Source organism: Pacificoceanicola algae, from assembly GCF_049341065.1.
Classification (GTDB): Bacteria; Pseudomonadota; Alphaproteobacteria; order Rhodobacterales; family Rhodobacteraceae; genus Pacificoceanicola.
This window is the reverse complement of record NZ_JBMPIX010000031.1, coordinates 21,099-47,144: the sequence shown is the minus strand read 5'-3', so window position 1 is coordinate 47,144 and position 26,046 is coordinate 21,099. Positions and strand designations below refer to the sequence as shown.

The 26,046-nt window shown below is 63.1% G+C and carries 19 protein-coding genes, 2 pseudogenes and 1 other annotated feature; of the genes and pseudogenes, 11 read left to right on the top strand and 10 right to left on the bottom strand.

The window, feature by feature from the left end; genetic code table 11:
- Nucleotides 1–992: pseudogene (locus tag ACOYQJ_RS23900) on the top strand (IS3 family transposase); the annotation flags it as partial.
- Nucleotides 60–176 (top strand) — a sequence feature (AL1L pseudoknot). Its footprint overlaps the pseudogene before it by 117 nt.
- 26 nt (nt 993–1,018) lie before the next feature.
- Here the strand turns inward: ACOYQJ_RS23900 and ACOYQJ_RS23895 are convergent.
- A pseudogene (locus tag ACOYQJ_RS23895) lies at nt 1,019–1,394 on the bottom strand (helix-turn-helix domain-containing protein); the annotation flags it as partial.
- 144 nt (nt 1,395–1,538) lie between these two features.
- Nucleotides 1,539–2,294: a hypothetical protein gene (locus ACOYQJ_RS23890; RefSeq protein ID WP_422908418.1), complete on the bottom strand. Its 756-nt coding sequence runs from the start codon at nt 2,292–2,294 to the stop codon at nt 1,539–1,541.
- Between the two features lie 128 nt (nt 2,295–2,422).
- On the opposite strand from ACOYQJ_RS23890, the gene ACOYQJ_RS23885 reads away from it, so the two are divergent.
- Nucleotides 2,423–8,404: a glycosyltransferase gene (locus tag ACOYQJ_RS23885; RefSeq protein WP_422908417.1), complete on the top strand. Its 5,982-nt coding sequence runs from the start codon at nt 2,423–2,425 to the stop codon at nt 8,402–8,404.
- Nucleotides 8,405–8,412: 8 nt separating this feature from the next.
- Here ACOYQJ_RS23885 and ACOYQJ_RS23880 read toward each other — a convergent pair whose 3' ends face one another.
- The 4 genes from ACOYQJ_RS23880 to ACOYQJ_RS23865 form a co-directional block, all read right to left on the bottom strand.
- Entirely contained in the window at nt 8,413–9,945 is a 1,533-nt protein-coding gene (locus tag ACOYQJ_RS23880; protein ID WP_422908416.1) for a glycosyltransferase, read from the bottom strand.
- Nucleotides 9,942–10,721 carry a sulfotransferase gene (locus ACOYQJ_RS23875; RefSeq protein ID WP_422908415.1) on the bottom strand — a complete coding sequence of 260 codons (780 nt, stop codon included), beginning with the start codon at nt 10,719–10,721 and terminating at the stop codon, nt 9,942–9,944. The genes ACOYQJ_RS23880 and ACOYQJ_RS23875 overlap by 4 nt, the downstream gene beginning before the upstream one ends.
- Before the next feature lie 92 nt (nt 10,722–10,813).
- A complete protein-coding gene (locus ACOYQJ_RS23870; protein WP_422908414.1) occupies nt 10,814–11,473 on the bottom strand; it encodes an ABC transporter ATP-binding protein in 660 nt (219 codons plus the stop codon).
- A 9-nt stretch (nt 11,474–11,482) separates the two neighbouring features.
- Nucleotides 11,483–12,736, bottom strand: a complete 1,254-nt coding sequence (locus tag ACOYQJ_RS23865; protein WP_422908413.1) for a KpsE/RkpR family capsule polysaccharide export protein — start codon at nt 12,734–12,736, stop codon at nt 11,483–11,485.
- Between the two features lie 80 nt (nt 12,737–12,816).
- Between ACOYQJ_RS23865 and ACOYQJ_RS23860 the strand changes: the two genes are divergently transcribed.
- A complete protein-coding gene (locus tag ACOYQJ_RS23860; RefSeq protein WP_422908412.1) occupies nt 12,817–13,638 on the top strand; it encodes an ABC transporter permease in 822 nt (273 codons plus the stop codon).
- A 12-nt stretch (nt 13,639–13,650) separates the two neighbouring features.
- Here the strand turns inward: ACOYQJ_RS23860 and ACOYQJ_RS23855 are convergent, their stop codons facing one another.
- Nucleotides 13,651–14,640, bottom strand: a complete 990-nt coding sequence (locus ACOYQJ_RS23855) for a glycosyltransferase (protein ID WP_422908411.1) — start codon at nt 14,638–14,640, stop codon at nt 13,651–13,653.
- A gap of 146 nt (nt 14,641–14,786) precedes the next feature.
- On the opposite strand from ACOYQJ_RS23855, the gene rfbC reads away from it, so the two are divergent.
- From rfbC to ACOYQJ_RS23830, 5 genes are all read left to right on the top strand, one after another.
- Nucleotides 14,787–15,344: a dTDP-4-dehydrorhamnose 3,5-epimerase gene (gene rfbC, locus ACOYQJ_RS23850; protein ID WP_422908410.1), complete on the top strand. Its 558-nt coding sequence runs from the start codon at nt 14,787–14,789 to the stop codon at nt 15,342–15,344.
- Nucleotides 15,345–15,347: 3 nt separating this feature from the next.
- Entirely contained in the window at nt 15,348–16,400 is a 1,053-nt protein-coding gene (gene rfbB, locus ACOYQJ_RS23845; RefSeq protein ID WP_422908409.1) for a dTDP-glucose 4,6-dehydratase, read from the top strand.
- Nucleotides 16,397–17,239, top strand: a complete 843-nt coding sequence (gene rfbD, locus ACOYQJ_RS23840) for a dTDP-4-dehydrorhamnose reductase (protein ID WP_422908408.1) — start codon at nt 16,397–16,399, stop codon at nt 17,237–17,239. The genes rfbB and rfbD overlap by 4 nt, the downstream gene beginning before the upstream one ends.
- Complete coding sequence (gene rfbA / locus ACOYQJ_RS23835; protein WP_422908407.1) at nt 17,236–18,105, top strand: glucose-1-phosphate thymidylyltransferase RfbA; 870 nt, start codon at nt 17,236–17,238, stop codon at nt 18,103–18,105. Before rfbD ends, rfbA begins: the two co-directional genes overlap by 4 nt.
- 161 nt (nt 18,106–18,266) lie before the next feature.
- Nucleotides 18,267–18,767 (top strand): DUF892 family protein, encoded by a 501-nt coding sequence (locus ACOYQJ_RS23830; protein ID WP_422908406.1) that lies wholly within the window; start codon nt 18,267–18,269, stop codon nt 18,765–18,767.
- A gap of 63 nt (nt 18,768–18,830) precedes the next feature.
- Here the strand turns inward: ACOYQJ_RS23830 and ACOYQJ_RS23825 are convergent, their stop codons facing one another.
- A complete protein-coding gene (locus ACOYQJ_RS23825; RefSeq protein WP_422908405.1) occupies nt 18,831–19,844 on the bottom strand; it encodes a ParB/RepB/Spo0J family partition protein in 1,014 nt (337 codons plus the stop codon).
- 11 nt (nt 19,845–19,855) lie between these two features.
- Nucleotides 19,856–21,250: an AAA family ATPase gene (locus ACOYQJ_RS23820; protein ID WP_422908404.1), complete on the bottom strand. Its 1,395-nt coding sequence runs from the start codon at nt 21,248–21,250 to the stop codon at nt 19,856–19,858.
- A gap of 489 nt (nt 21,251–21,739) precedes the next feature.
- Between ACOYQJ_RS23820 and ACOYQJ_RS23815 the strand changes: the two genes are divergently transcribed.
- The 3 genes from ACOYQJ_RS23815 to ACOYQJ_RS23805 all read left to right on the top strand — a co-directional run bounded on the left by ACOYQJ_RS23815 (nt 21,740) and on the right by ACOYQJ_RS23805 (nt 25,291).
- Complete coding sequence (locus tag ACOYQJ_RS23815) at nt 21,740–22,750, top strand: replication initiator protein A (protein ID WP_422908403.1); 1,011 nt, start codon at nt 21,740–21,742, stop codon at nt 22,748–22,750.
- Nucleotides 22,751–22,768: 18 nt separating this feature from the next.
- Nucleotides 22,769–23,224 carry a hypothetical protein gene (locus ACOYQJ_RS23810; protein WP_422908402.1) on the top strand — a complete coding sequence of 152 codons (456 nt, stop codon included), beginning with the start codon at nt 22,769–22,771 and terminating at the stop codon, nt 23,222–23,224.
- 171 nt (nt 23,225–23,395) lie between these two features.
- Nucleotides 23,396–25,291 (top strand): M10 family metallopeptidase, encoded by a 1,896-nt coding sequence (locus ACOYQJ_RS23805; RefSeq protein WP_422908401.1) that lies wholly within the window; start codon nt 23,396–23,398, stop codon nt 25,289–25,291.
- Between the two features lie 79 nt (nt 25,292–25,370).
- Here ACOYQJ_RS23805 and ACOYQJ_RS23800 read toward each other — a convergent pair whose 3' ends face one another.
- Nucleotides 25,371–25,994 carry an acetyltransferase gene (locus tag ACOYQJ_RS23800; RefSeq protein WP_422908400.1) on the bottom strand — a complete coding sequence of 208 codons (624 nt, stop codon included), beginning with the start codon at nt 25,992–25,994 and terminating at the stop codon, nt 25,371–25,373.
- Between the last annotated feature and the right edge of the window lie 52 nt (nt 25,995–26,046).

The window sequence follows — 26,046 nt, the reverse complement described above, 5'->3', positions numbered from 1 at the left end:
GCGCTGGAGCGCGAGAACCGCGAGTTGAAGCAGGCCAATGAGATCCTGCGCGAGGCGTCGGCATATTTTGCTCAGGCGGAGCTCGACCGCCGGTCCAGGACATGATCGCCTTCATTGAAGAACACCGCGACGATATCGGGGTCGAGCCGATCTGCAGGCACCTGCCGATTGCCCCTTCCACGTTCTACGATCACATGGCCAAGCGGGCGAACCCTGACCTGCTGTCGGATCGGGACACGGTTTTGCGGTCCGAGATCGAACGTGTCTGGGAGCAGAACTACAAGGTCTACGGCGTTCGCAAGGTCTGGCATCAGCTACGCCGGGAAGGCTTTGATCTGGCCAGATGCACGGTGGCACGGCTGATGAAGGATTTGGGCCTGGAGGGCGTCATTCGCGGCAAGAAGGCCAGGACGACGATACCCGACAAGGCGCAGCCATGCCCGCTGGACAAGGTGAACCGCCAGTTCCGGGCGCCTGCGCCGGACATGCTTTGGGTCAGCGATTTCACCTATGTGGCAACGTGGCAGGGCTTCGTTTATGTGGCGTTTGTCATCGACGCTTTCGCCCGTCGTGTTGTCGGCTGGCGGGTGAGCCGCACGGCCAATGCAGGCTTCGTGCTTGATGCGCTGGAGCAGGCCGTCCATCAGCGACAGCCAGGGGCGGGCTTGGTGCATCATTCGGATCGCGGGTCGCAATACCTGTCAATTCGCTACAGCGAACGGTTGGCGGAGGCAGGCATAGAGCCATCAGTCGGCAGCGTCGGGGACTCGTATGACAATGCCCTGGCCGAAACGATCAATGGCCTATTCAAGGCCGAAGTCATCCACCGCCGTGGCCCATGGCGCAGCTTCGACGCCGTAGAATATGCCACCCTCGAATGGGTCGACTGGTTCAACAACCGCCGCCTGCTGGAACCCATCGGAAACATCCCGCCGGCAGAGGCCGAAGCAAACTACCATGCGGCTCTGGAAACTCAGATCATGGCCGCATAACTTAAATCAACCTGCCTCCGGCAAACCCGGCGCGGTTCAGAGAGCCAAAGACCGTCTTCCTGCATCCACTTGCGAACCGTCTCGCGCGAGACTTTAAACCCATGATGCTCGGCCAGCATCTCCGCTACCAGGGTCGGCCCAAAGTCGGGATAGTTCTCTTTGATCAGCGACAGCGCGTAATCCCGTTTGGCTTTGTGGATGCGATTGTTCGGGGGCTTGCCGCGCGCCTTGTGCCGGATCGCCGACGCGCCATCCTGACGATAAAGCTTCAGCAGCCGGAAAATCTGCCGACGCGTCAGTGCCAGCGTGTTTGCGGCATTATCGATGCTCAACCGTCCGTCATCGACTTGCGCCAACCTCTACGCGGTTCAACTCGCGCTCGCTCATAACCACCCATCCCATGCCCAATCTCCCTCAGTCTAGGACGGGAGAGTGACATTCCTGAATTGCTCATTGGTGACAATTTAGCTTTGCGGCTACAACTGTTGCAACGCATAATCCTTGTTATGTTACTAAAGCCCAGCCACGAGACCCGGAGTCGCATCCTCAAGCGGCGGGAGTGGCCCTGCCGCTCAGGGCCTCGACAAGCTGATTGCGCGCCGCGTCATAGTTCGGGACGGCATCCGCGACCCGGACCGAGTTCTGGCCTTTCTTGAGCAGCGCCTCGGTCACCAGCGCCTCGTACTGCGGATGCGCCTTGGGATCGATCGCAAGAAAGCTCAGCGCATCCTCGACAAGGATGCGACCAGAGGCGGGATCGGTATAGATGTCCTCAAAGCACACCCGGTACGGGGTCTGCCCATGCGCCTCGAACAGGGCGTCCAACGCCGCCCGCCGCGCCGCGCAGTGATGCATATGGGCCAGCGCCCGGGGGATATCGATCGGATCAAGCGGGCTGCCACCCTCTTCGATCTGCCGATAGATCCGGCGCGCCTGATCGCTGCCCCAGGCCCCGGTAATCTTGGCCAGTTCCAGCGACAGGATACGGTCGGCCTCGGCACGGCGTTCCAGGACGATATGGCGGTAGCCAAGCTCGCTCGACACTTCCATCAGGGTCTCGTTCAACACCGGCGGCAAGAGTTCGTGGCAATGTTTGATCACCGGGCGCGGCGCCAGCACTCCGGCCATCTCATCGCGCAAACGGGCGGGGTCCTGCCAATGCGGCGCGACATGACCAAAGACCCGATCCTGATTGAAGGGCTCATGCTGGACCCCGGGATGCTCTGACAAGGTGGCCAGCAGCGTGGCCAATGTCGTCCCTCCGGTCCGCTGCATTGTCCAGATGATATAGGGAAAGCTCACCTCGTGTACCTCGAACCGGCTGCCAATTGGTCGGTTGGGTAGCACCTCACCCATAGCGGAGCAAGAGACCCGGGCGAACAGGCTGGATGGCCTTTACCTTGCGGGGCCAATACGGAACAACAGACCGCATGACGCATGATCCGGCCCCCAAGCAAGCCCCCCCTTCCGCGCAAGGCGCAGCGCAAACCGCGCCGCTGATCACTGTCATCGTCCCGGTTTTCGACGTCGAAGCCTATGTCGGCGCCTGCCTGACCAGCCTGCGGGCGCAGACCCTGCGCGATTTCGAGGTGCTGGTGGTGGATGACGGATCGCGTGATCAAAGCGCCGCGCAGGCTGTTGCGGCAATGGGCGATGATCCGCGCTTTCGTCTGGTCCGGCAGGAAAACCGCGGATTGTCGGGCGCGCGCAATACCGGGCTGGACCAGGCGCGCGGCCAGTTCATCGCCTTTGTCGACAGCGATGATCGCGTCACGCCCGATTACCTGATGCAACTCTGGCAGGCGCTGGGCGACAGCGGCGCAGACTGGGTGTCCTGCGCGGTCCGCTCATGTTTTCAGGAGGGCACCAGCCATGTGCATTCCGCCATCCACGACGCCCCCGAGATCACCGCCCATCCGATGCACCGGCGCTATGCCCTGAAAACCTGGAGCGATGTGATCCGGCATTTTCCCTCGGCCTGGAACAAGCTCTACCGCCGCAGCCTGATCGAGGGGCTGCGCTTTGACGAAGGCACCTGGTTCGAGGATCACAGCTTTTTCTACCGGGCCGCCGCGCGCACCGACCATCTGCTGCACCTGCCCCAGCCGCTCTATCTGCAAACCCGTGGACGCGACGGGCAGATCACCGCCAGCGATGATGAGCGGATCTTTGAGCAACTTGATGTGCTGCGCGGCATGCGCACCATCATGGCCAAGGGGCCACACTCCGGCGCCGATCAGGCCTTTGAGCGGATCGCGACGCGGCTGCTTTTCGAACGCTCGGGCGCGCTGCGCGATCCTGAACGGCGCGCCAGGTTTGCCAGGGCCTCGGCCATTTTTCTGCAGGAACAGGGTCTAAAATACGATCCCGATTGGGACAAGGATATCTCCCGCGCCTGGGCGCTTGAGATGGACGGACAGCTGCCGCTCAGCGTGATTGTGCCATGGGACGGGCAGCAGCCCGACGCCCTGCACCAGACACTGACCAGCCTGTCCGACCAAAGCGGCCCCGGGCGCGAGGTGCTGGTGATTAGTTCCGAAAAACAGGCCCAAGACCTGGTCTTGGGGTTTCCCGGAGCGCATGTTGTTTCCGCCCCACGGTCCGGACTTGGCGCCGCATGGCGCGCGGGGATCGAGGCCGCTCAGGGGGTCTATGTCATCTGTCTGCGCCCCGGCGATCTATTGCGCCCCATGGCGCTGCACGACTGGGTGGAAACCATGTTGCGCAGCGGCGCAGACAGCGGCCTAAGCCAGTTTTTGCTGGGCACCTCCCCCGACGCCGCGCTGCACAATGGCTTTGACGATATGCGCCCCCTGCCCGGCGGTACGCCGTCACGCGGAGGGCTGAGCCTGGCCCCAGCCGCTGTCCTTGGAATGTCGCCCGAACTCTCTGCCCGCATCTTTCGCCGCGAGGCACTGCGGGACCTGCCCGGCTTTACCGATGGCGCGCGCCCGCATTGGGCGCTGTGCCTTGCCGCGCCTTTGATGGGCCCCTGCGCCTATATCGCCTGGCCCGGTCTGGCGGTGGATCTGTCCGAAACCGGTGCAAGGGCGCGCCAGACCCCGCGTGGCGGCTCCACGCTGGGACGCGGGCACGATGCGCTGGTCCGCACCCTGCCCGCCGCAGCCGCGCAACGCCTGCCAAAAGGCTGGCAGCGACGGCTCTTTGCGCGGGCCTTGCGGGACGAAGTCAGCCTTGGCCTGCCCCGGGGGCGTCCGGCCAAAGTGCTGCGCCTGGCGGACCTGGCATGGGCGGCGCTGCGCCGCAATCTGACGGGCGCCAACCGCGATCCGGCAGGATTCGACCCTGCCTTCGGCCCGAAACTGGCGCGCCTGATGAACCCGGCACAGGTTCTGGGCGGCGCGCCCCTGCTGCCCCATGCCTCGGGCCTTGCATCTGGTCCGGGGCACGCGGATAACACAGGGCAATCCGCAACGGGGCTGACCGGAGACCATCTGATGTACGCCTTTCCTTTGAATGGCCGCGGCCGGTTCCGTTTTCGCGCCGATTTCCACAGCGATCCCTATGCCAACCTGTCCTTTGTCGCCGCCGACGGCGTGTCTATCCCCTTTCACCTGTCGCTGCGCCAAGCCGAAGGATTGGTCGTGGCCAATGACAGCCGCGCCGATGGCGCCTGGCGGGCCGAACGGCAGGTTGCCCATCCTCTGCCCAAAGCCGGGGTCGAGGTGATCGTCGATCTCGAGCCGCCGCATGTCCGCGTGCAAATCGATGGTGTGCCGGTTCTAAAGTTGGGACGACGTACCCTGCTGAACCGCTCCGGCGTGACCGGACTGGACGGGATCAAATGGCTGACGCTTCAAGGCGGCGTAAGGGTACTGGACCTGATGCCCTCTGCCCCGGGGCCTAAGCTGGCCCTGGACACAAGGCTGCAGTTGCGCAGCCGCGCCGCGCCCGATGGACAAGACCTGAAACTTGCCCATTCCGGTGAAACAGTGCCCGTTTTGCTCGCCCCTGCCCTGTCCGGGACCGGCGCGCTTGTCGATCTGCCGGGACGGTTCTGGACAGGTCTTGCGGCCGATGCCGCGCTGACCCTGACCGATGCCTCAGGCGCCACGGTCTTTTCGATCACACGCGAGCAGATGGCAGGTCGGATCCGTGATCTGATGGCCGCGCCTCCCGGCGCCGCCGACAGCGCTCTGGTCCTGCAACTGCTCGACCACCTGCGCCATGGCCAGCTTCACAGCCTCCTTGCCGCCGAGACCCTGACCACCCTGCAAGCCCTGGCCGAAAGCTATGGGCTGACCGATTACATCGCCCCCGACGCGCCCGCCACACAGCCGCTCGACCCGGCCCTGCCCGAGATTACCGACGCCGCGCAGATCGACGCCGCCCTCGCTCGTTTTGCCCAAAGCCAGCAAACCGACCCCGCCCCTGATCCACTAAGCGTGGTGAAGGAGCTTGCCCTGCCTTCCGGCCCGCAACGCGGGCTTTACATGGCGCTGACGGATATCTTCTGCCGCGAGGGGGGGGATTTTGACGGGCTGTTCGATCTGGCCGCCGAGACCGGCCTGAGCCAGCTCTTGCCCCCCGAAGATGTCTGGAGCCAGTCGGCCCTGCTGCCCTATCTGGTGAAGGCAGGCCGCTATGACACCGCCGTCCAGTGCCTGAACACGCTCGCCCACCCCGGCCACGGCTGGGTGCTGACCCCGCCCATCGCCTGGGTGGCCCGCCGCGCCGTCACCGACCACGACATTCCTGAGAGCGCGCGCGAAGGGCTGCTTTACGCCTTCATGAATTTCGCCAGCTCAAGGGCCTGGAGTTACTGGGATCGCACCCCCTGTCACGAACTGACGCTGGCCGCGACCACCCTGTTGCTGGACCTTGGCCGGGATGATTTTCCTGGCCGCGATGTGGCGGCCTTCTGTCTGCGTACCTATGGGTTGTCCCGCCAGTTCTGGACCACCCTTGCCAAGCGCGCCCGCAAGGATCACCCGCTGCCGCCGCAGATCCGCACCGCGCAGACCCTCTTTGCCGAGATCATGGAAGGGCACGATCCTTCACGGATCGATCAGGCCCTGCGCTTCTTCGAGAGCGCCGGATGCGCCGATGCACCGCGTCTGCGGGTCGAACTTCTGGGCCCGGCGAGCCTGCCATTGGCGCCCGGCACTTCGCCAACCGCCGCGGATCTTGTTCAGGCCAGCGCAGCTCCGGGGCTGGCGGCCCTGCGCCATATGGCCTGTCCCGGCACCGCAAAGGTGGATGATGACGTTTCAGACCTTGTGGCCCAGACCCTGCCGGACCTTTACCATTCCGTCCCGCAAGCGCCCTATTGCGCGCTGCAAAACCGGGTGGCGCGGGCCATAGGCCAGTATCTGGCACAGCCCCCTGCCCCAACGGATCCGGCATGGTTAGAGACTATTCTGAGCGATCTGGCGCAGCTGTGCCACCCGCGATCCGAGTTTCTGGGCTTTGGACTCGCCGCGATCCTGATCCCGCCGCTGCGCGCTGCCGGCGATGGCGCCTTGGTGCAGCGGGTGACCGACTGGCTCTTGGCACGGCACGCCGCGCTTTCCGCCCCAAAGCAAGAGACCCTGTCGCGTGCCCCTGCCCTGCGCGGCCCTCTGGCGCGATTGGCCCCGGACGACGCAGCCCTGGTCAGGGCGCTTGGCGGCGCGCCGCCTCTGCCCGCGCAAAACGACGATCTGCGGGGCGGCTCGCCGCTATATGACACGCTTGTCGTGGTCTTCTCCTGCCAAGCCTACCTCGATACCCGCATCCCGGCGCTGCAATCCGGTTGGCTGTCGCTGCTGGAGGCGCTGAACATCCCCTATATCGTCGTGGTCGGGAATGGCGACGGGCGGCGCGACGGCCCGATCGTCCATCTCGACGCCCCCGACGATTACGAAGGGCTGCCGCAAAAGACCCTCGCCGCGATCCGCTGGGTGCATGAGAACACGGCCTTCGGCCATATGCTGAAGATCGACGACGATTGCTTTCTCAACGCACCGCTGTTCTTCGAGGGGCTGACCTACAAAAAGCATGACTATTACGGCCGAAAACTGACCCGCGGCGTCGGACAGATGGACCGCGTCTGGCATCAGGGCAAGTCCGCCTCGGAGCGGGGCAGGCACGAACTGGACCGCTCGCCAGAGCCGTCTTTCTATGCCGATGGCGGGTCGGGTTATGCACTCAGCCGCCGCGCCATGGCCGAGGCGCTGGACGCCGCAAACAGCCCCGAGGGGCAGCGGCTCATCGGCCTGTCCTTCATGGAAGACAAGATGCTCGGCGATCTGCTCGCCCTGCGCGGCATCCATGTCATGGACGAGGACTATCGCGTCTCCGTCCGCCGCCGCACTTTCGGCAACGCGACGCCCGTCGCCTCCTGGGTCAATTCCTTCTTCCCGGGGCCTTCCGCGCCGCTGCAGCTGATCCACCTCGACACCGAAAAGGACCAGCAATTCGCGCTGGAACGGCTGCACACCCCCGGCCTTTACCCACCAAAGATCTGGCCCAGCTATCAGCCGGTGAAACTGGGCTACCAAAGCAACGCGCTGGAATTGCTGTCATCGCCGCAGAGCATCAACCGCGCCAAGGAGGCAGAGGTCGCCGTGGTCGCGGTGATGCGCAACGAGATGTTCATGCTGCCGCATTTCCTCGCCCATTACCGCGCGCTCGGCGTCACCAGCTTCCTGATCGCCGACAATGCCTCGGACGACGGCACCCGCGAATACCTGCTCGAACAGGACGACGTGGCACTGTTCTCCGTCGATACCGATTACAAGCTCTCGCATTACGGCGTGGCCTGGCAGCAGGCGATGATCTCGGCCTTCCGCACCGGCAAATGGTCGCTCGTCGCGGATGCGGACGAGCTGCTCGTCTGGCAGGAAAAACAGAGCCAAACCTTGCCGGATCTTCTCAAAACTGATGATTTCAAAGGGGCCGAGGCCGCCCGGATCTTCATGCTCGACATGTATCCCGAAGGGCCGCTCGAAGCGGTGGATTTCACCAGCGGCGATCCCTTTGCCGAGGCGGGGTTTTGCGATGCGCGGCCCTTCCTGACCAACACCCCGGCGCGCGGCCCCTATTCGGACCAGCCGACATGGACCTCCGCCCTGCGGCACCGGCTGATCCCCGGATCGCGCGCGACGCTCTTCGTGGCGCAGAAACTGGCGCTTTTGAAGTATCACCCCTTCATGCGGCTGTCGGACGGGCTGCACTACGTCGGCGACGCCCGGCTGGCCCGGCGCGAGCTGCTGTTCGCCCATTTCAAATACAACGCCGCCTTCCGCGAAAAGGCGCAGACCGAAGTCACCCGCCGCCAGCATTTCAACGACGCCGAGGAATACCGCAAGTATCTGGCTCTCGCCTCCGAGGGGCGCAGCGTGATCTACGAGGACGATATCTCTGTCCCTTGGCAGGACAGCGCTTTCGTCAAGGCGCGGCTGGTCTAGCAGCCTTCTCAGCCTGTACTCTGGTCCCCATCGTGCCGATCCGTTGCTCCGTAAATCGCCAGCAAATCGGTCAGGTGGCTGTCCATGTCCACCGGCGCCATCGCTCCCTGCCAATAGGCCTGCATGTCAATCTCTCCGGCCAGCAGCGCGGCGATGCGGTCGTGGAATGACTTTATATCCCCGGCGGCGAAGACCATATCGGGGCAACGTCCCAACTCTGCCGCGCCTCCCATATCGGCGCACAGAAGCGGGATGTGGCGGGCGTGCATCTCGATCGCCACTTGCGGCAGGTTGTCGTGCCAAAGCACCGGGACCAGCCCCACATCGACTTTTTCCAAAAGCCGGTCCAGATCGTCATGGGCATAGCCGTTCGCATGGGTCAGTTCAGCCAGCTTGGAGGACAGTTCAGACAGCCGGTCCATGGTGGCGCGGTCACTGCGGCGCGCAGCCACCTCAAGCCGCAACCGACGGGCCATGTCATGCGGCATCGCCTCAAGCGCCTGCAGCAAAAAGTAGAACCCCTTGTCGCGGCGCATATAGCCCAGATAGGCCAGCCGCAACGTGCTGTCCGAGGCCTGCGGAAAGGCACGCGGAGAGGTCTGGGCAAAGGCTGTCGCTTCGCGGGTCCCGATATAACTTCTGTGCAAAATAGTCTCTGTTACGCCGAAACTCTGCGCCAGACGGCAGACCGCCTGCGACACGCCCAGCACCGCGTGGCAATGCGCGTTGATCAGTTCAACAACCTTGGCCCTGCGCGCAGCAAAGGGCGCTCCATCGGGCGGCGACATCGACCGCAACTGGCCCGGGCCTCCCCTCCGTCGCGGGCGGCGCACGGGCAACCCCTTGAGACGGCGTATCACACGGGCGCCCCGCCCGCCGATCCGCATCGTCCAGCGAAAGGCCTGATCAAAGGTCCATGTCCCCGGCGTCAGCCCTGCCAGCTTCAGCCGGTACGCCAGCCCCCCGGACAGGCGCAGATGGCGGGCATCATGCACATGCGGCAGACAGTGCACACATTTGCGCCCCTCATCGAAATCCGCACAGGTCGCGCGCTCCTGGTGCCAGAGGTTCACCTGCGGACAGAAGGGATAGTAGTTATGCAGCGACAGGATCACCCGCATCTGCGGCCAGCGCGCACATACCTTCAGTACCGCCGCAGGCAGCCCTTCAAGCGTGTTGAAATGGATCACGTCATAAGGGCCGGTCTTGTCGATGAAATCGCCAAAAGCCGCCTCGGTTGCCGCATCGCTGACCTGCGCCGGATCGCCAAAGCCGTGATGGGCCGGCGCCAGAACCGCCGAGTTGATGATCTCAAAGCGCCGCGCACGGTCCTGATCAGGCCCATGGCGCATCTGCTCCCATCGCGGCGCGCCACCGGGCAGATCGTAGGACACACCGGAACACAAAAAGCTGGCGTCGATCTCGGGCGTATCGGCCAGCGCGGACATCAGGTTGCGTTGGTAAACCGAAACCCCGCCGCCGCGCTTTTCATCGTCCAGATAATCGACCCAGTTGTAATAGAGAATGCGCCGTGGCTTCACAGCTCGTCCTCAAGCCATCGTTCATGGCCAATCGACTTGAAATAGTATCGAATCGCGCGCGGATCTTCGAACCGATCCTCGATCGTGTTGGCCCCCTGCTTGACCAACTCGCTTTTCATCTTGGCCGAGGGCGCAACCCCGAGAAAATCGCAGATGCGCGTTTCGAACCCGGGCGCGAAAAGTTCGCGGTATTCCAGCGAAATGTGGTCATGCGGCTGTTGTTCCAGCCAGGTGGCGAAAAGATGATCCATCATGGCGTTTTCGTGCCAGCGATGGCTGATCTGGCGCGGCGAGGCGGTGATCTTGGCCTCGACATGCGAGTCGCGGCGGGTCTGGGCCCAGCGTTTGCTGCGCGATGCCTTGATCAGCGAAGCCACCTGCGCCAGCCGGTTCTCGCGCCAGACATAGATCAGCTTGATATCAGGTTGCTCGGTCAGGGCCTGAAACCCGGCGACATTGTGCCCCAACATGAACTTGAACCCCGCCATGTCCACATCCCGTGGCACGTCCCGTGTAAAGAACCGTTCGAGAAAGCCCGCGGGATCCGCATCGCGTCCGGCCACAACCGCCTCGAAACTGTCGTCCCGCTCGCCGCCGATACCGACCACGGCATAGGGGTTGAACTGCTCGCCGCTGCAAAAGATCCGGGGGTGCGAATTCAGCAGGGTCATCAGATAGGTAGATCCGCTGCGCGGCAAGCCGAGGATGACAAACCGGCGCGGAGCCGGGCCCCTCACACCAGAAGCGGATTTCTGCATAGCGGACAACGTGCTCATGGCCTCTTTTGTATCGGGGCCTTATGAAACAACGGATTTGAAGTTTCAAGCTGGCTTGGCCTTTGCAGCTGATCTCTGCGGTACGAACGCGCCTACCGATTGCGGATCAGCTCGAGATGGTTTTCGATGGCCTCTTCGACGTCCTCGAAATACTGCAACTTGCCGTTCGACAACACGACTCCCGCGTCGCAGAATTCGCGCACCTGCCCCATATCGTGCGAGACGAGGATAGCGCTCGCGTTCTTAACCCGATCGGCGAAATAGACCCTGCTCTTGGCACGAAACATGGCGTCACCCACGGCCGTGGCCTCATCCACCAGATAGGTGTCAAAGCGGATCCCCATCGAGGCGCCAAAGGCCAGCCGCGATCGCATCCCCGAGGAATAGCTACGCACCGGCATGTGGAAATGTTTCCCGATTTCGGCAAATTCTTCGACAAAATCGACCAGTTCATCAGAATCCACACCATAGATCCGGGCAATGAACCGCACGTTTTCGGCCCCTGTCAGTTGCCCATGGAAGGATCCGGAAAACCCCACCGGCCATGAGATCGCGCCGTCGCTGACCACGCGCCCGGTGTCAGGACGGATGGTGCCGGCAATGATCGCCATCAGGGTCGATTTTCCCGCCCCATTGCGTCCCAAAAGCGCCAGAGAGGCCCCCGTGGGCAGGGTGGTATTGAGGTGGTCGATCACCACCTTGCGCTCGCCGCGGACCCAGAAACTTTTGCTTACGTTATCAAACCGGATCATGGCAGACGCCTAGCTGCGGTCACGTATCGAATAATAGATCAGCGCGCATGTCGCCCAGACCAGCAGCAGGAACAGGCCAGCCAGCCCCACGATGGTGAAGCGCTGCGGATACTCGCTTGTCTGGGCATGGGTCGGCTCGACATAGGTGGCCAGATAACGGCTTTGCCGCGAGGCCTTGGCCCGTGCCACATCAACCGCCGCCAGCGAGGCGCGATAGCTTTCCTCGGCAAACTCGCGGTCCACCACCAGACCTTCGTATTCCGCGATCAGGCTGGGATAGTCTTCACCGCCGCTTCTGCTGCCAACCGTGTCCGAGGTGAAGGCCCGCCGTTCTTCGTCGATGCGATTGCGGATGGCTTCGATCCGGCGGCGCACCTGATTGAGCCGCGGGTCGTCCTCGTTGGTCTGCTCGCGCAGCAGGTCGTATTCGATTAGGGCAGCGGCCAGCTGCTGTTGCAGCCCGTTCATCACGCCCATTCGGCCCTGAAGGTCGGCGTCCGGATCGACGATCGTGGTGCGCGTACGGAACGAGGTCAGCGCCTCGCGCGCCTCTTTCAGACGGGCCACGGCCTCATCCAGTTCGATCTCGGCATAGCGCATGGCGTCTTCGCGGGCCTTATCGTTCAGCGCGTTGATCATCGCCTGGCCTTCCAGGATGATCTGCCGAGCGATGGCCTGCGCCTTGTCCGGATCAAAGGCCAGCACCTGCACTTCCATCAGGCCCGATCCCTGATCAAAGGAAATTCGCACGATGCGCTGCCAGTAGGCCTCGAGATCCTCGATGCTGGCATCCCGGGACAGCGCAAAGATCGGGTCCGAGGACCACCGGCTGCTGTAATGCTCTCGCAGGCCGATCTTGTCGTCGATCGTCTGCACCAGGGCCTGGCTCAGGATGAATTCATACAGGATGTTGCCGTCAGAGGCCGTGCTGGAGCCGGTCAGCTGCGCCAGCCCGCCCAGAACCGCAGAGGCGCCGCTGTCTTCTTCCTGACGCACGGTGAATCCCGCCGTCGAAGAATACTGATCCTCGGCCACCAACCAAAGATAGAGCCCAACACACAGGAAGGGGACCACCACAACCACCAGAAAAGACAGCGCAAGCCCCCAGTGACGCCGCTTCATCCGGGCCGATGATGCCATGGCGCGCGGCTGCTCTGTTTTGAGGTCCGCCGCACCTACCGGTTTTGCGGACGGCACGGCTTTGGGCACCGCAAGCACGGGCTTGGGTCCTGTCGTCCCGCCGCCCTGTGACGCATCATTCATGGTAATTCACAATAAGCCGTTTTGATTTCTGCTTCTCTTTTACATACAGAGGGTGTGAAAGCCAACATCGGAACCACATCATGCCCCTGCAGCTCCCACTGACTGCGCCACAATCCGCCCGGCCTCGCCCGACCCGGAGTTTTGCCAGCTTTCGGGCGATTTCCGCCCTGATGCTGCGCGAAATGGCGACCCAGTATGGCAGAAGCCCCGGCGGCTATCTCTGGGCGCTGCTCGAACCTTTGGGCGTGATCGTCGTGATGGCGGCCGCCTTTTCGCTGTTGGTGCGCACACCGCCTCTGGGCAACAATTTCATCTTGTTCTACGCCACCGGCTTCATGCCGTTCCTGCTGTATATGAACGTCTCCAACGTCATTGCCAGATGCATCGATTTCTCGCGGCCGCTGCTGCAATACCCTGCCGTGACATGGGTGGACGCAATGCTGGCCCGGCTGTTTCTGAACACGCTGACTGGGGTTCTGGTAACCTTCGTTCTGATCACCACACTGTTGGTCGTGACAGACACCCGCGTGCTGATCGAGCTGCCTCCAGCGCTCATCGCCATGTGTCTCGCCGCTCTGGTGGGGGCCGGGATCGGCACGATGAACTGCGTTCTGTTCGGCCTGTTCCCGGTCTGGTCACAAATCTGGGGAATTTTGACGCGGCCGCTTGTTCTGGCCTCCGGGGTGATCTTTCTGTTCGACGGTCTGCCCCCGGTGGTGCAGCATATCCTGTGGTACAATCCACTGATACATATCACCGGGCTGATGCGCACAGGGTTCTACCCGACCTATCGCCCTGACTACGTCAGCATTGTCTACGTCGCCATCATAGGGGTTCTCTTGTTGTTCTTCGGGATCTTGTTGCTGGGGCGCTATCACCGGGAACTGCTGAACAACCGCTGAGCAAAGCAGGCTCTAGCCGCGCTTTTTGGCCCAGCCCAGAACCGTGGCGTGCGGCACGTCGGTGCGGCTAAGCAGCCCGTCGCGCAGCGCCCGCAGCACAAGGCCGGTAAAGGCCAGCCGCTCGCCCGAGTGGTGGCGCAGCTTGAGCAGCCATTTGCCCGCCGCCGCTGGCAGCACCAGCCAGAACACCAGCCCCGAGGCCATGCGATAGACCATCAGCAGATTTCGGTAGTGGTAATAGCTTTTCCACAGCGGGCGAAACCGCTTGTCCTCGTCGGTCATGGTGGAAAAGTCATGCTCGAACCGCAGGTCAGGGTCGAACAGGATACGCCCGCCGGCATGGCTCAGGCCCAGCGTGTAAAGCACGTCATCACCGTAAAGGAACAACCGCCCGTCGGGATAGCCAACCCGCTCGATCCCCGCGCGCGAGATGAAAAACCCCACGAAAGAGGTGCCGTCGATGGCACAGGGGGTGGTGGCGCTGTATTCCGCCTGCCCGATGTGGAACCCGTCGCGCCCCTTGCCCAGGATCGTCCGCCACAGCACCTGTTTGTGCCAGAACGGGTTGATCGATGGGCGGTTCATATCGCAGATCCGGCCATCAAGGTGATAGACCGCCGCTGCCCAGGCCTCGGCGCCGCTGCGGTCCTGCGCGTGAAACCGCGTCAGGGCATCGGGTTCAGGGCGGGCATCGTCATCCATGACAACTATCCAGTCGGGATCGAACCCGGCCACCGCCGCGCGCATACCGGTCTCAAAGCCCCCTGCCCCGCCAAGATTTGTCTCGCAGCGCAGCACCTGCAAACGCGGGTCATCCTCTTGCGTGGCCAGCCAGGCCGCCGTGCCATCGCTCGAGGCATTGTCGACCACCAGAACCGCCGCAAGCTCGGTCTCGGGGCGATTCAGCAAACGCGGCAAGGTCACCTGCAATTGCGCCAGCCTGTTGTAGGTCACCACAACGGCCACCAGCCGTCCTGCCCCGTGCTTTGTGCCCATCGTCATTACGCTCTGCTCAGCCCTTCTGTGCCTTGTCCAATTCCGGGGCAAAGGTCACAAACGCCCCCCCTTGTCAAATGACGCGTTACCCCTCAGGTTAGCGCCGCCTGCCCGGCCCCCTCGGAATGACCATAAACAGAAAAGCGGACCCTATGGAGATCGAACCCACAGCGATTGACCGTCTCGTCTTTCTTACTCCTAAACGCTTTGGCGATAATCGCGGCTTCTTTTGCGAAAGCTGGAACGCCGATCGCATGCGCGAGGCGGGCTATAATATTGATTTCGTTCAGGACAATCACTCGATGTCGGAAAAGCCCGGCACCCTGCGCGGGCTGCATTTCCAGGCACCCCCGCATGCCCAGGCCAAGCTGGTGCGCTGCGGACGCGGGCGATTGTTCGATGTCGCCGTTGACGTGCGCCGGGGCAGCCCGACCTACGGCGAGTGGGTCGGCGCCGAGCTGAGCTTTGATAACGGCAAGCAGTTGCTGATCCCCGAGGGATTCCTGCATGGCTTTGTCACGCTGGAGCCGATGACCGAGATCATCTACAAATGTTCGCACGGTTATTCCCCCGAGGCCGATGGCGCCGTGCATTGGGACAGTGCCGGGATCGACTGGCCGCTCGACGGCGCCCCCCCCATCCTGTCCGAGAAAGACACCAAGGCGCAAAGCCTTGCCGATTTCCAAAGCCCTTTTGAGTACCAAGGATAAGTCATGAAACTTCTGGTAACAGGTGGCGCAGGCTTTATCGGCTCTGCCGTCGTTCGTCTGGCCATCGCCCGCGGCCATGAGGTCGTCAATCTGGACGCGCTGACCTATGCTGCCTGCCTTGATAACGTCGCCAGCGTCGCAGAGGCCCCCGGATACAGCTTTGTGCAGGCCGATATCCGCGACCGCACAGCGCTGGACGCTACCTTTGCCGAACACAACCCCGATGCGGTGATGCATCTGGCCGCCGAAAGCCATGTGGACCGGTCGATCGACGGCCCCGGCGATTTCATCGAGACCAATATCACCGGCACCTACAATATGCTCGAGGCCGCGCGCAGCTATTGGATCGCGCAGGGCAAGCCCGACGGCTTCCGCTTTCACCACATCTCGACCGATGAGGTGTTCGGCTCGCTGCCCGCCGACCCTGCGGTCCTGTTCACCGAGGACACCGCATACGATCCGCGCAGCCCCTATTCCGCCTCGAAAGCCAGTTCCGATCATCTGGTGCGCGCCTGGCACGAAACCTACGGGTTGCCCGTGGTGCTGACCAATTGCAGCAACAACTACGGCCCCTTCCACTTTCCGGAAAAGCTGATCCCGGTGATCATCCTGAACGCGCTGGCGGGCAAGCCTCTGCCGATCTACGGCGATGGCAGCAACATTCGCGACTGGCTGTATGTCGAGGATCACGCAGACGCGCTGTTGCTGGTGGTGGAAAAGGGCGCGCTTGGCCGCTCCTACAACATCGGCGGCGAGAACGAGCGTACCAACCTTGAGCTGGTCCAGACCCTGTGCAGCCTGCTGGACGGATTGCGCCCGCGCGACGATGGTAAACCCTATGCCGATCAGATCACCTTTGTGATCGATCGCCCCGGCCATGATGCGCGCTATGCCATCGACCCGACCCGCATCCGCGAAGAACTGGGCTGGCGTCCCTCCGTCACTGTCGAAGAGGGTCTGCGCCGCACCGTGCAATGGTATCTGACCAACGAAGCCTGGTGGCGCAAGTTGCAGCAACGGCACGGCGTTGGAGAGCGGCTCGGGAAAATGGCATGAGCGTTCTGGTCTTTGGCAAAACCGGGCAGGTCGCGACCGAACTTCAGCACTTGGGCAAGGTAACGGCCCTCGGCCGGGATCAGGCGGACCTGAGCGACCCCGCCGCCTGCGCCGAGGCGATCCGCGCCGCCGCCCCCGGCGCGGTGATCAACGCCGCCGCCTATACCGCTGTCGACAAGGCCGAAGAAGAAGAAGCGCTGGCGACCACCATCAACGGGGCCGCGCCCACAGCCATGGCGCAGGCCTGCGCTGCGCTGGATATCCCCTTTGTGCAGATCTCGACCGATTACGTCTTTGACGGCTCTGGCAGCGATCCGTGGCAGCCAAACGATCCCGTCGCGCCGCTGGGGGCCTATGGCCGCAGCAAGCTGGCGAGCGAAGACGGCATTCGGGCCTCTGGCGCGCGCGCCGTGATCCTGCGCACATCCTGGGTGTTTTCGGCCCATGGCAACAACTTCGTCAAAACCATGCTGCGGCTCTCGGAAACCCGCGACGCGCTGAAAGTGGTCGACGATCAGATCGGCGGGCCGACCCCGGCGCGCGACATCGCAAGCGCCTGTCTGACAATCTCCAAGGCGTTGATCGCAGGGCAGGGCGGCGGCACCTATCACTACGCAGGCACACCTGCGACCAGCTGGGAATGTTTCGCGCGCGAAACATTCGCTTTGGCCGGGCGGCAGGTGACGGTCACCGGTATTCCCACCACGGATTACCCAACCCCAGCGCAACGCCCGCTGAATTCGCGCCTCGACTGTTCATCCCTGACAAGGGATTTTGGCATTTCACCCCCTGATTGGAAGGCCGCCTTGGCCGAAACAATAATTGAATTGAGATCATGACACAGCGCAAAGGCATTGTTCTGGCGGGCGGCTCCGGCACCCGTCTTCACCCCCTCACCACCGGCGTCTCCAAGCAGTTGATGCCGATCTATGACAAGCCGATGATCTACTATCCGCTCAGCGTTCTGATGCTCGCAGGCATCCGCGAGATCGCGATCATCACCACGCCGCAGGATCAGAGCCAGTTCCAGCGCACGCTTGGCGACGGCACCCAATGGGGCCTCACGTTCACCTATATCGAACAGCCCTCCCCGGACGGTCTCGCGCAGGCCTATATCCTTGCCGAAGACTTCCTGGATGGCGCGCCCTCGGCGATGGTTCTGGGCGACAACATCTTCTTTGGCCACGGCCTACCGGAACTGCTGGAGGCCGCCGACAAGGCCCCCGGCGGGTCGGTCTTTGGCTACCGCGTGACGGACCCCGAGCGCTATGGCGTCGTCGATTTCGACAAGGACGGCACGGTCAAGGCGATCGTCGAAAAGCCCAAGGTGCCGCCCTCGTCCTACGCCGTCACGGGTCTCTATTTCCTCGACGGCTCCGCCCCTGCGCGGGCGCATAGGGTGCAGCCCTCGGAGCGCGGCGAGCTGGAGATCACCTCGCTGCTGGAAACCTACCTGCATGACGGGATCCTCAGCGTCCAACAGCTTGGCCGGGGCTATGCCTGGCTTGACACCGGCACCCACGCCAGCCTGCTGGATGCGGGCAACTTTGTGCGGACGCTGGTGACACGGCAGGGCTTGCAGGTCGGCTGCCCGGAAGAGATCGCCTATTCCCAAGGCTTCATCGACGCAGAGACCCTGCGGGGCCATGGGGAAACGTTCAAAAAGACCGCTTACGGGCAGTACCTGCTGGGCCTGCTGAAGTAAGGTTTGGGGCGGAATAGGGTCTTTTCTGCCTCACGTCCCAACCTTTAAGAAAATGTTTCGCACGCGAAACGTTTGGTCGGGGGACAGCCAAATCGGGGCGATCCGGGGAACCTTCCATGGTGCCACACGTTGGGGGACTAAGCAGAACAAAGGACACCAACATGGCTATGAATTCGCTCAAAGACATCTATCTCGACCAGCTGCAGGACATCTGGAGCGCCAACACGCAGGCCATGCCCGTCGTGACCGAACTGGGCCGCGCCGCTCAGGACAAGGATCTGTCCGAGGCTCTGATCGACGGTGGCAACGGGATCGCCGACGGCATCGCCGAGATCGAAAAGCTGTGCAACGATCACGGCATCAAGCCGGACGAAGAGCATTGCAAGGGCATGGCCGGCCTCGTGAAGGAAGCGCGCGCCCATGGTCTGTCCGACCAGATCACCGACGCCGACGTGCGCGATGCCGCCATCATCCCGCAGTACCAGCGCATGGTGCACTACGCTTTGGCGGGCTATGGCACGCTGGCGGCATTTGCCAACCGGCTTGGCCTCGACGGTGACGCGGCGGTTTTGAAGAACTGCCTTGATCAGACCTATGACGGCGACCGCCGCATGACCCAGATCGCTATGAAGGGCGGGGTCAACAAGGAGGCTGCCGCCTGACCTTCACAGAAATTGGGAAATGGGGCCGTGCGAGGGATCGCGCGGCCCTTGGCGTGTCTTCGCCTAATCCTGCTGCGAGGCGAGCCAGTCGGCGAGGGCGGCGCGCAGATCGTCCGTCAGGCCTGCGCCGCTGATTTCCAGGCGGTTGTCGCCGGGGTGATAGCGCAGGCGCATGTCGGGGCGGGGGCGGGTTTCCTGTGGGGCAGGGGGTTTGGGCTTTTTGGGCTTGGTTAGAGACGGATCTTGCGCCGCTTCCTCGGCTTCGCACCCTGCGGCCCAGGCCGTGAGGAGGGTCAGTTCCTCCTCTGGGGTGTCGAACCGCGTCATCGCCAGATCGCCGCGCAGATCCTGAGCCTTGGCTTCATGGGTTTCAAGCTGGCGCGAGAGGCGCAGGCCGAGCCGTTCGCCGATGGCCTCGGGGAAGGTCAGGTGGCCGTCGAGGTGGTCAACGACGGTGATAAAGCTGCCGATCTTCGAGCGTTTGGGGCGCGACGCGGTGCCAAACAGACCCTGAAGCGCCGCCTTTTTCGTCTCGAACACGCCTTGATTGACCGCAACGGCCACGATGCGGGCGCGTTCGAAATAGCTCAGGTCGGCGCGGATTTCGTTCTCTTCGACCATGGCCTGATAGGCATGGGCGGCGCTTTCGGGGCGGCGTTCGAGCGCCAGAACCATGCCGTCGCCCACCTCCCAATCGCGCAGGCGGGCCAGCGCCTTGCAGCGCCGCCAGCCGGAGATGAGGCCATAGCGGCCATCGCCCAAGGGGGTGACTTCGATCGGGGTCTGCTGACCGCGGCTCTGGATCGAAGTGACGAGCGCCTCCATGTCCTCTTCGTTCATCGCGGTGCGGTCGCGCACGAGGTGGCCCATGTCGATCTGATCGAGCGAGAGGCGCAGGATCATCCGCCCGCTGCTGCGCGCATCTTCGAGTTCGCGGGCCATCGCCTGCATGGCGGCGGTAGCGGAGCTGTCGGCGGCGACATTGGCGATGGGGGCGCGGGTTTGCGGTGAAACAGTCTCTGCATCGCCCGAAGAGAGGAAAAGCGGGTTGGCGGGGGTCAGGCGTTTGCGGGCCATATCGGGGCCTCCTACTCTGCGGCTGCGGTGGCTGCGGCCAGTTCATCGCGCCGCCAGCTGCCCACGAGAAGCTGTTTGAAGGCGGCATAGGTGGCATCAAAGGTTTCGCGCCCGCGCACATAGGTCTCGCGGTTGAAATCGCGGTAGTCGGCCTCGTAGATGCCGCGCACCTGTTCGCCGGCCTGACCGATCAGCGCGGTGAAGTCCTGCCGGTGCGGAGAGAGGGTGGGGCCGAGGTAGCTTTGCATGAGGGCGGAGAGTTCGGCCTGCTGCGCGCCGTCGTAGCGGGTGATGACAGCGCGGACAGCGTCCCATTCGAAGTTGAGCTCGGACCGGCCAAGGGCCCGGGCGGCGAGGTTTTCGGCCTCTTCGATGGAGCCGAAGGTGGCGTGCAGCATGTCGAAGAAGCGGCCCGTGCTGTCGAATTCCAGAAAGGACGCGCCGAGCGGGACAAGCAGGATGTCCGCCGCCGCCAGCCCGTTGATCGTCAGATAGCCAAGGGCGGGGGGCGTGTCGATGAAGATGACGTCGTATTGGTCCAGCAAGCCATCGCGGTCGAAACTGTCGGTGAGCGCCTCCCAGAGCTTCCAGCCGCGGGCCTGCATCCGCCAGACCGGGACCTGGAATTCGGCCCAGTAGAGGTTCAGCTGCGCCCCGATGAGGTCGATGTTGGGCCAGTGGGTTTTCTGGACGAGGTCGGCGGCACTGACGGTGAGCGCTTCGGACAGGGTTTCATCCAGCGGCAGCGGAGCCTCGCCCAGATCGGCGCGGCGCTGGTTGGCCTCGCGCAGATGGGTGGCGTAGTGGCGGGCAAAAAGCGGAAAGACCGTCTGCCATTCGTCTTCGACCTTGCCGCCAAAGATCGAGGTCATGCTGCCCTGACTGTCGAGATCGACCACCAGCACCTTGTAGCCATCAAGCGCGGCGCTCATCGCCAGATGCGCCGCCGTGCTGGTCTTGCCGACGCCGCCCTTGAAGTTGGCCACGGCGACCATCTTGGCGGGCAGGCCCTTGGGCCGGTAGGGCAGGTATTCCTTTGCCTTCGAACCTTCCTGGCCGAAATGCGCCTTGAGCCGCAGCACCTCGTCAAAGCTGAACCATTTGGCGCCGCCTGCGGTCTCTGAAACGCCCTGCGGCAGGTCGGGGTTCTGTTTCAGCACGCGGCGGAAATGGCCCTGGGCCACGGGGATCAGATAGCGGGTGATTTCCCAGGTTGAGAACCGCCGCAATCGCCGCGCGCCGCTTTCCTCAAGTCCCCGGCCCGCCAGATCGCTGCGCCCGGCTTCGCAGGCGCGGGCGATGGATTGGAAACCGCCCGTCGTGGCAGGCTGGCCAAGCGCGGCGCGCGCCTCATCGGGGTTGATGTTGAAATAGGGGGGCAAATCGCCCCGTGTGTCTGCTCGCATGACTGCCCTCTGCCTTCGCGCCTTGATGTGCGCCGTTTTGTGTAGTGTAGCCAAAAACCGCGCACATGAAAGCGAAAGCTGAACATCCCTTGGATTTTCTCAGCATTTCAAAGCTCTATTCCGGAAGACGAGGGGTCTGTTTCGGGACGGCCCGGGAGATCTTGCAAGCCTGTGCCTGTTATTTTTTGTTATCTATACGTTACAGACATCATTCCTTTTGTGCAATCTTTTGAAATCCTGCGTTTTTTTGGCCTTCTTGAAGAGGCAGGCGACTCTGATCCCCCGATCATGCGACTCCGATACACCGAAGCAGCGACTCTGATCCGCCGATCTCTGGCTGGACGCACCCTGTGGATAACTCTAGGCTGAGTGTCACTGAAACCCCGAAAGGAATCGGGGGCATTGCAGGCCGCGCAAACGATGGCCGCACCGAGGAATGAGCAAGGGGATCCGGGCCAGCGTCCAATCCCAAGGGCAGGCGAGAGGTATATGACAGAACCAAGCCGCGCGAAGGCGCTTTTGCCGGATCGTCATCCGACGGGCGATTTTTTCGTCTGCGATATCTTCGGGGCCAGTCCCAAGGATGATCTGGGCAGCATGGAACATCCGATCTTTTCGCTGAGCACCCGGCCAGATCGGCGCATCCTGCGCTACGATCACAACGGGGTCAGCGTCGAGGTCACGCCCTCGGTGCGGGGGCGGGCGACGATCCATGACAAGGACATCCTGATCTATTGCATCAGTCAGCTGGTTGCGGCGCTGAACGCCGGGCGCAGCATCACCCGCAGGCTGACCCTGCGCGCCCATGATCTGCTGGTCGCCACCAACCGCGACACGTCGGGCGACAGCTATACCCGCCTCAAGGAGGCCTTCGAGCGGCTGGCCGGCACCCGCATCACCACCAATCTGGAAACCGGCGGGGTGGAGACCACCAGCGGCTTTGGCCTGATCGAAGCCTGGGAAATCCGCCGCCGCAGCCGGGGCGGGCGAATGATCTCGGTCTCGGTCACGCTCAGCGACTGGCTGTTCCGGGCGGTGCAGGCGAAATCGGTTCTGACCCTCAGCCGGGATTATTTCCGCCTGCGCAAACCGCTGGAGCGGCGGGTCTATGAACTGGCGCGCAAGCACTGCGGCCGCCAGCCCGAATGGACGGTCAGCGTCACCACCCTGCACAAGAAGTCCGGCAGCGCTGCCCCGGTACGGGTGTTTCGCGCGGCTTTGCGGCGGATGGCCGCCGAAAACCACCTGCCCGGTTATGAGATGGTGGAAGAGCCCGGGGACCTGTTCCATTTCTCTCGGCGCGGGGCCGTGATCGAATCGAACGACGCCCCGATCTTGTCACCGGACGCGCTGGAGGCGGCGCGCGGGCTATGGGCGGGGGTCGATGTCTATGCGCTTGAAGCCGAGTGGCGCGCCGTCTGGGCGCGCAGCGGTCAGGCCCTGAAAGACCCCGATCGCGCCTTTCTGGGCTGGGTGAAGAAACGCCGCACGGCGGGATGATGTAACGGAGAGCCGCAGATGCGTGGAACAGTTCTGGGTCTTGTCATGGGCGGCTGCGCGATCGCCCGCTGTCTGGCGCCGGCAGGGGCCGAAGCCGGCAGCACTGCGGCGCCGGTGATCCACCTTGAGTGCGAGATCGCGCAGAGCGGCGGGAAAATCTCGGCCGAGATGCTTTGCGAGGCGATGCAGGGCTCGCTGGCCCGCGTTGCCCCTGAGGTTCGTACAGAGCCTGCTGCGGGCGGCTCAGAGGCCAGTTTGGTGCTGGCGGTGCAGGTCACGAAAGCCGGGCAAAGCGGGCTGACGGGCCATCTGCAATGGCACAGCGCCAAGGCGCCCGGACTCCGCAATTCCCCCGACGTTCAGTTCAGTGCAATGGATGCGCAGTTAAACTCGGCGATGTTGGGGGGCTTTACCGATGCCTTGATCGCGGCTGACCCGGGTTTTCTGGCGGTGCTGGACGCTTTGCGCCGATAATGACACGCGGGCAGCCGATGCCCTTTGAAAATGAACGAAACTGGCCCTATTGAAGCCACAAAACTTTTGAATACAGACGCGCGAAGCTGCCAGGCAGGGCCAAACCCATTCACACTTCCGCCCGCAAAGCTTTTGCAGGACAGACAATCCTTCTATCGATGGTGACAAAACATGCTTACGACTTCCAATGAAACCACCAACTCTGGCGCCGCTCAGGCCGAGACCTCGGTGACGATGACCGCTTCGGCCCCTGTCGGCACGCTGGACCAGATGACCGCTTATCTGACGGATGGCTACTGGCTTGATCGCGGCGGGGTTGGCGCGCAGTGGAACACCAACACAAGCAATGTGATCACCGTCGATTTGTCCGGCCTGACCCCTGAGGGCAAACAGCTGGCCCGCTGGGCCTTTGAAGCCTGGGAAGCGGTCGCAGATCTGGAATTCGTCGAAACCGGCCCCGGGGCCAAGATGGTCTTCAGCGATGACCAGCCGGGCGCCTATGCGACCTGGAACAGCATCAACGGCTACATCACCAGCGCGACGGTCAACATCAATGTCAGCTGGCTGAACGATGGCACGACAATCGATTCCTACGCCTTCTCGACCTATATCCACGAGATCGGCCATGCGCTGGGTCTGGGCCACCAGGGCAATTATGATGGCAATGCCGTCTACGGTGTGGACGAAAACTTTGCGAACGACAGCTGGCAGCTGTCGGTGATGTCCTATTTCGACCAGCTGGACAACACCAGCGTCAACGCCAGCTATGCCGATCTGCTGACCCCGATGATGGTCGATATCATCGCGATCCAATCCCTTTACGGCGCCCCCGATGCCAACAGTGCCACGGCGGGTGATACGGTCTGGGGGACGAACAGCGCGCTTGGTGGCTATATGGGCACCTTCTTTGGCGGGTTGGAATCCGGCAACTTCGGCGGCATCTACGAAGGCTACCCGGTTGCCTTCACCATCTACGACCGCGGCGGCAATGATCTGATCGATGTGACATTCAGCCCCGAGAACAACAGGATCGACATGCGCCCCGAGAAGTTCTCGGATGTGGATGGGGGCATCGGAAACGTCGGGATCGCCCGCGGCACGGTGATCGAGAACCTGAACACCGGCGACGGCAACGATACGATCACCGGCAACTCGGTGAGCAATGTGATCAACACCAATGGCGGCAATGACAGTGTCACCGCCGATGGCGGCGCAGATACCGTCTGGGGGGGGACGGGCAACGACACGGTTTGGGGCGGCACCGGCGATGACGTGCTGGGCGGCATGGACGGCGTCGACAGCCTGTACGGAGAAGCGGGCAATGACACGCTTTATGGCGGCGGCTGGTCCGATTATCTCAATGGCGGCGACAACAATGACTACCTGCGCGGCGACAATGGCAATGACACGCTGATCGGCGGCGATGGCGATGACGTGCTGGGCGGCCGCCTGCACGAGGACAGCCTTGATGGCGGCGCCGGGGATGATGGTCTTTGGGGCGGTGCGTGGAACGACACGCTGATTGGTGGCTCGGGCAACGACACCCTTGGTGGCGGCGATGATGACGACCTGCTGCTGGGCGGCGACGGTTTTGATGATCTGCGCGGTGGCGGCGGCCAGGACACGCTGGACGGCGGCGGCTGGGCCGACAAGGTCGATGGCAGCTATGGCAATGACACCATCTCGGGAGGCAATGGCAATGACACGATGTTTGGCGGTGTCGGCGATGACGTCGTCAACGGCGATGCCCATGACGATGTTCTCTGGGGCGGCTGGGGGAACGATACCTTTACCGGCGGCACCGGGGCGGACACCTTCATCTTTGGCGGCGATTTCGGCCTCGATGTAATCACCGATTTCAACATTGCCGAGGGCGACGTGGTGCGGCTGGACGACAGCCTGTGGACGGGTCTCCACGGCACCCTGAGCGAAGCCCAGGTGATCGCCGAGTTCGGCAGCTTCGATGGCTCGGGCAATCTTGTGCTGACCTTCGATGGCGGTCAGAGCCTGACCCTGACCGGAGTGACCACCACCACCGGCCTTGAAGTGGGTCTGGAGATCTTCTGAGCCGCGCCAAAAGCCAAGGCCAGCCTTTCAGGCTGGCCTACGCCTACCCGGGCTGCCCCAGAAACCAAGGGCAGCAACCTTACAGCAGGCGCGCGGGCACACCACCGAACCGTGCGCCCGGTCCCGACAGGTCGCGATCGACCGCGGCGCCGATCCCGACGATGATCTGAGGGCCAACCGTTATTCCGTTGCGGATCGTGGCGCCCGCGCCGATCCAGCTTTCGGTGCCGACAGTGACATTGCCGGTCAGCACGGCCCCCGGTGAAATATGGCAATAGTCTTCGATCAGCCCGTCATGATCAATCTGCGCGCCGGTGTTGAGGATGACCCCGCTGCCGATCCGCGTGCCGCATTGCACAATGGCCGCCGCCATGATCGCACAGCCCGCCCCGATCTGCGCCGAGGGGCTTATGATGGCCGAAGGGTGGCGCACCGTCGCCATCGCCTGGCCCCGTTGCAAAAACTGTTCCGACACCCGCTTGCGTGTGGCGTTGTCCCCGATGGCGACATGCAATTGCGCCCCGTCAAGAAGCTCGGCGTCGAGCGTGGCCGCCACGACAGGAACACCCAGAACCCTCTGTCCGACCAGACCGGGGGTATTGTCGACAAACGCGATCGCATCGAAGGCTGCCGAGGCCATCGCCGCTTCGGATACGACACGCCCATGGCCGCCGGCCCCCAGGATGATCAACTTGCCGGGCATGTCCCTCTCCTCTGGATGGCCGCAAGGCTGTTCTGCGCGCTGTGTTTGCCGC

Coding starts and splice junctions, on each gene's coding strand:
- rfbB (WP_422908409.1), top strand. CDS start 15,348: ATGAAACTTCTGGTAACAGGTGGCGCAGGCTTTATCGGCTCTGCCGTC.
- rfbD (WP_422908408.1), top strand. CDS start 16,397: ATGAGCGTTCTGGTCTTTGGCAAAACCGGGCAGGTCGCGACCGAACTT.
- ACOYQJ_RS23855 (WP_422908411.1), bottom strand. CDS start 14,640: ATGACGATGGGCACAAAGCACGGGGCAGGACGGCTGGTGGCCGTTGTG.
- ACOYQJ_RS23805 (WP_422908401.1), top strand. CDS start 23,396: ATGCTTACGACTTCCAATGAAACCACCAACTCTGGCGCCGCTCAGGCC.
- ACOYQJ_RS23860 (WP_422908412.1), top strand. CDS start 12,817: ATGCCCCTGCAGCTCCCACTGACTGCGCCACAATCCGCCCGGCCTCGC.
- rfbA (WP_422908407.1), top strand. CDS start 17,236: ATGACACAGCGCAAAGGCATTGTTCTGGCGGGCGGCTCCGGCACCCGT.
- ACOYQJ_RS23865 (WP_422908413.1), bottom strand. CDS start 12,736: ATGAATGATGCGTCACAGGGCGGCGGGACGACAGGACCCAAGCCCGTG.
- ACOYQJ_RS23815 (WP_422908403.1), top strand. CDS start 21,740: ATGACAGAACCAAGCCGCGCGAAGGCGCTTTTGCCGGATCGTCATCCG.
- ACOYQJ_RS23870 (WP_422908414.1), bottom strand. CDS start 11,473: ATGATCCGGTTTGATAACGTAAGCAAAAGTTTCTGGGTCCGCGGCGAG.
- ACOYQJ_RS23830 (WP_422908406.1), top strand. CDS start 18,267: ATGGCTATGAATTCGCTCAAAGACATCTATCTCGACCAGCTGCAGGAC.
- ACOYQJ_RS23825 (WP_422908405.1), bottom strand. CDS start 19,844: ATGGCCCGCAAACGCCTGACCCCCGCCAACCCGCTTTTCCTCTCTTCG.
- ACOYQJ_RS23810 (WP_422908402.1), top strand. CDS start 22,769: ATGCGTGGAACAGTTCTGGGTCTTGTCATGGGCGGCTGCGCGATCGCC.
- ACOYQJ_RS23800 (WP_422908400.1), bottom strand. CDS start 25,994: ATGCCCGGCAAGTTGATCATCCTGGGGGCCGGCGGCCATGGGCGTGTC.
- ACOYQJ_RS23875 (WP_422908415.1), bottom strand. CDS start 10,721: ATGAGCACGTTGTCCGCTATGCAGAAATCCGCTTCTGGTGTGAGGGGC.
- rfbC (WP_422908410.1), top strand. CDS start 14,787: ATGGAGATCGAACCCACAGCGATTGACCGTCTCGTCTTTCTTACTCCT.
- ACOYQJ_RS23820 (WP_422908404.1), bottom strand. CDS start 21,250: ATGCGAGCAGACACACGGGGCGATTTGCCCCCCTATTTCAACATCAAC.
- ACOYQJ_RS23885 (WP_422908417.1), top strand. CDS start 2,423: ATGACGCATGATCCGGCCCCCAAGCAAGCCCCCCCTTCCGCGCAAGGC.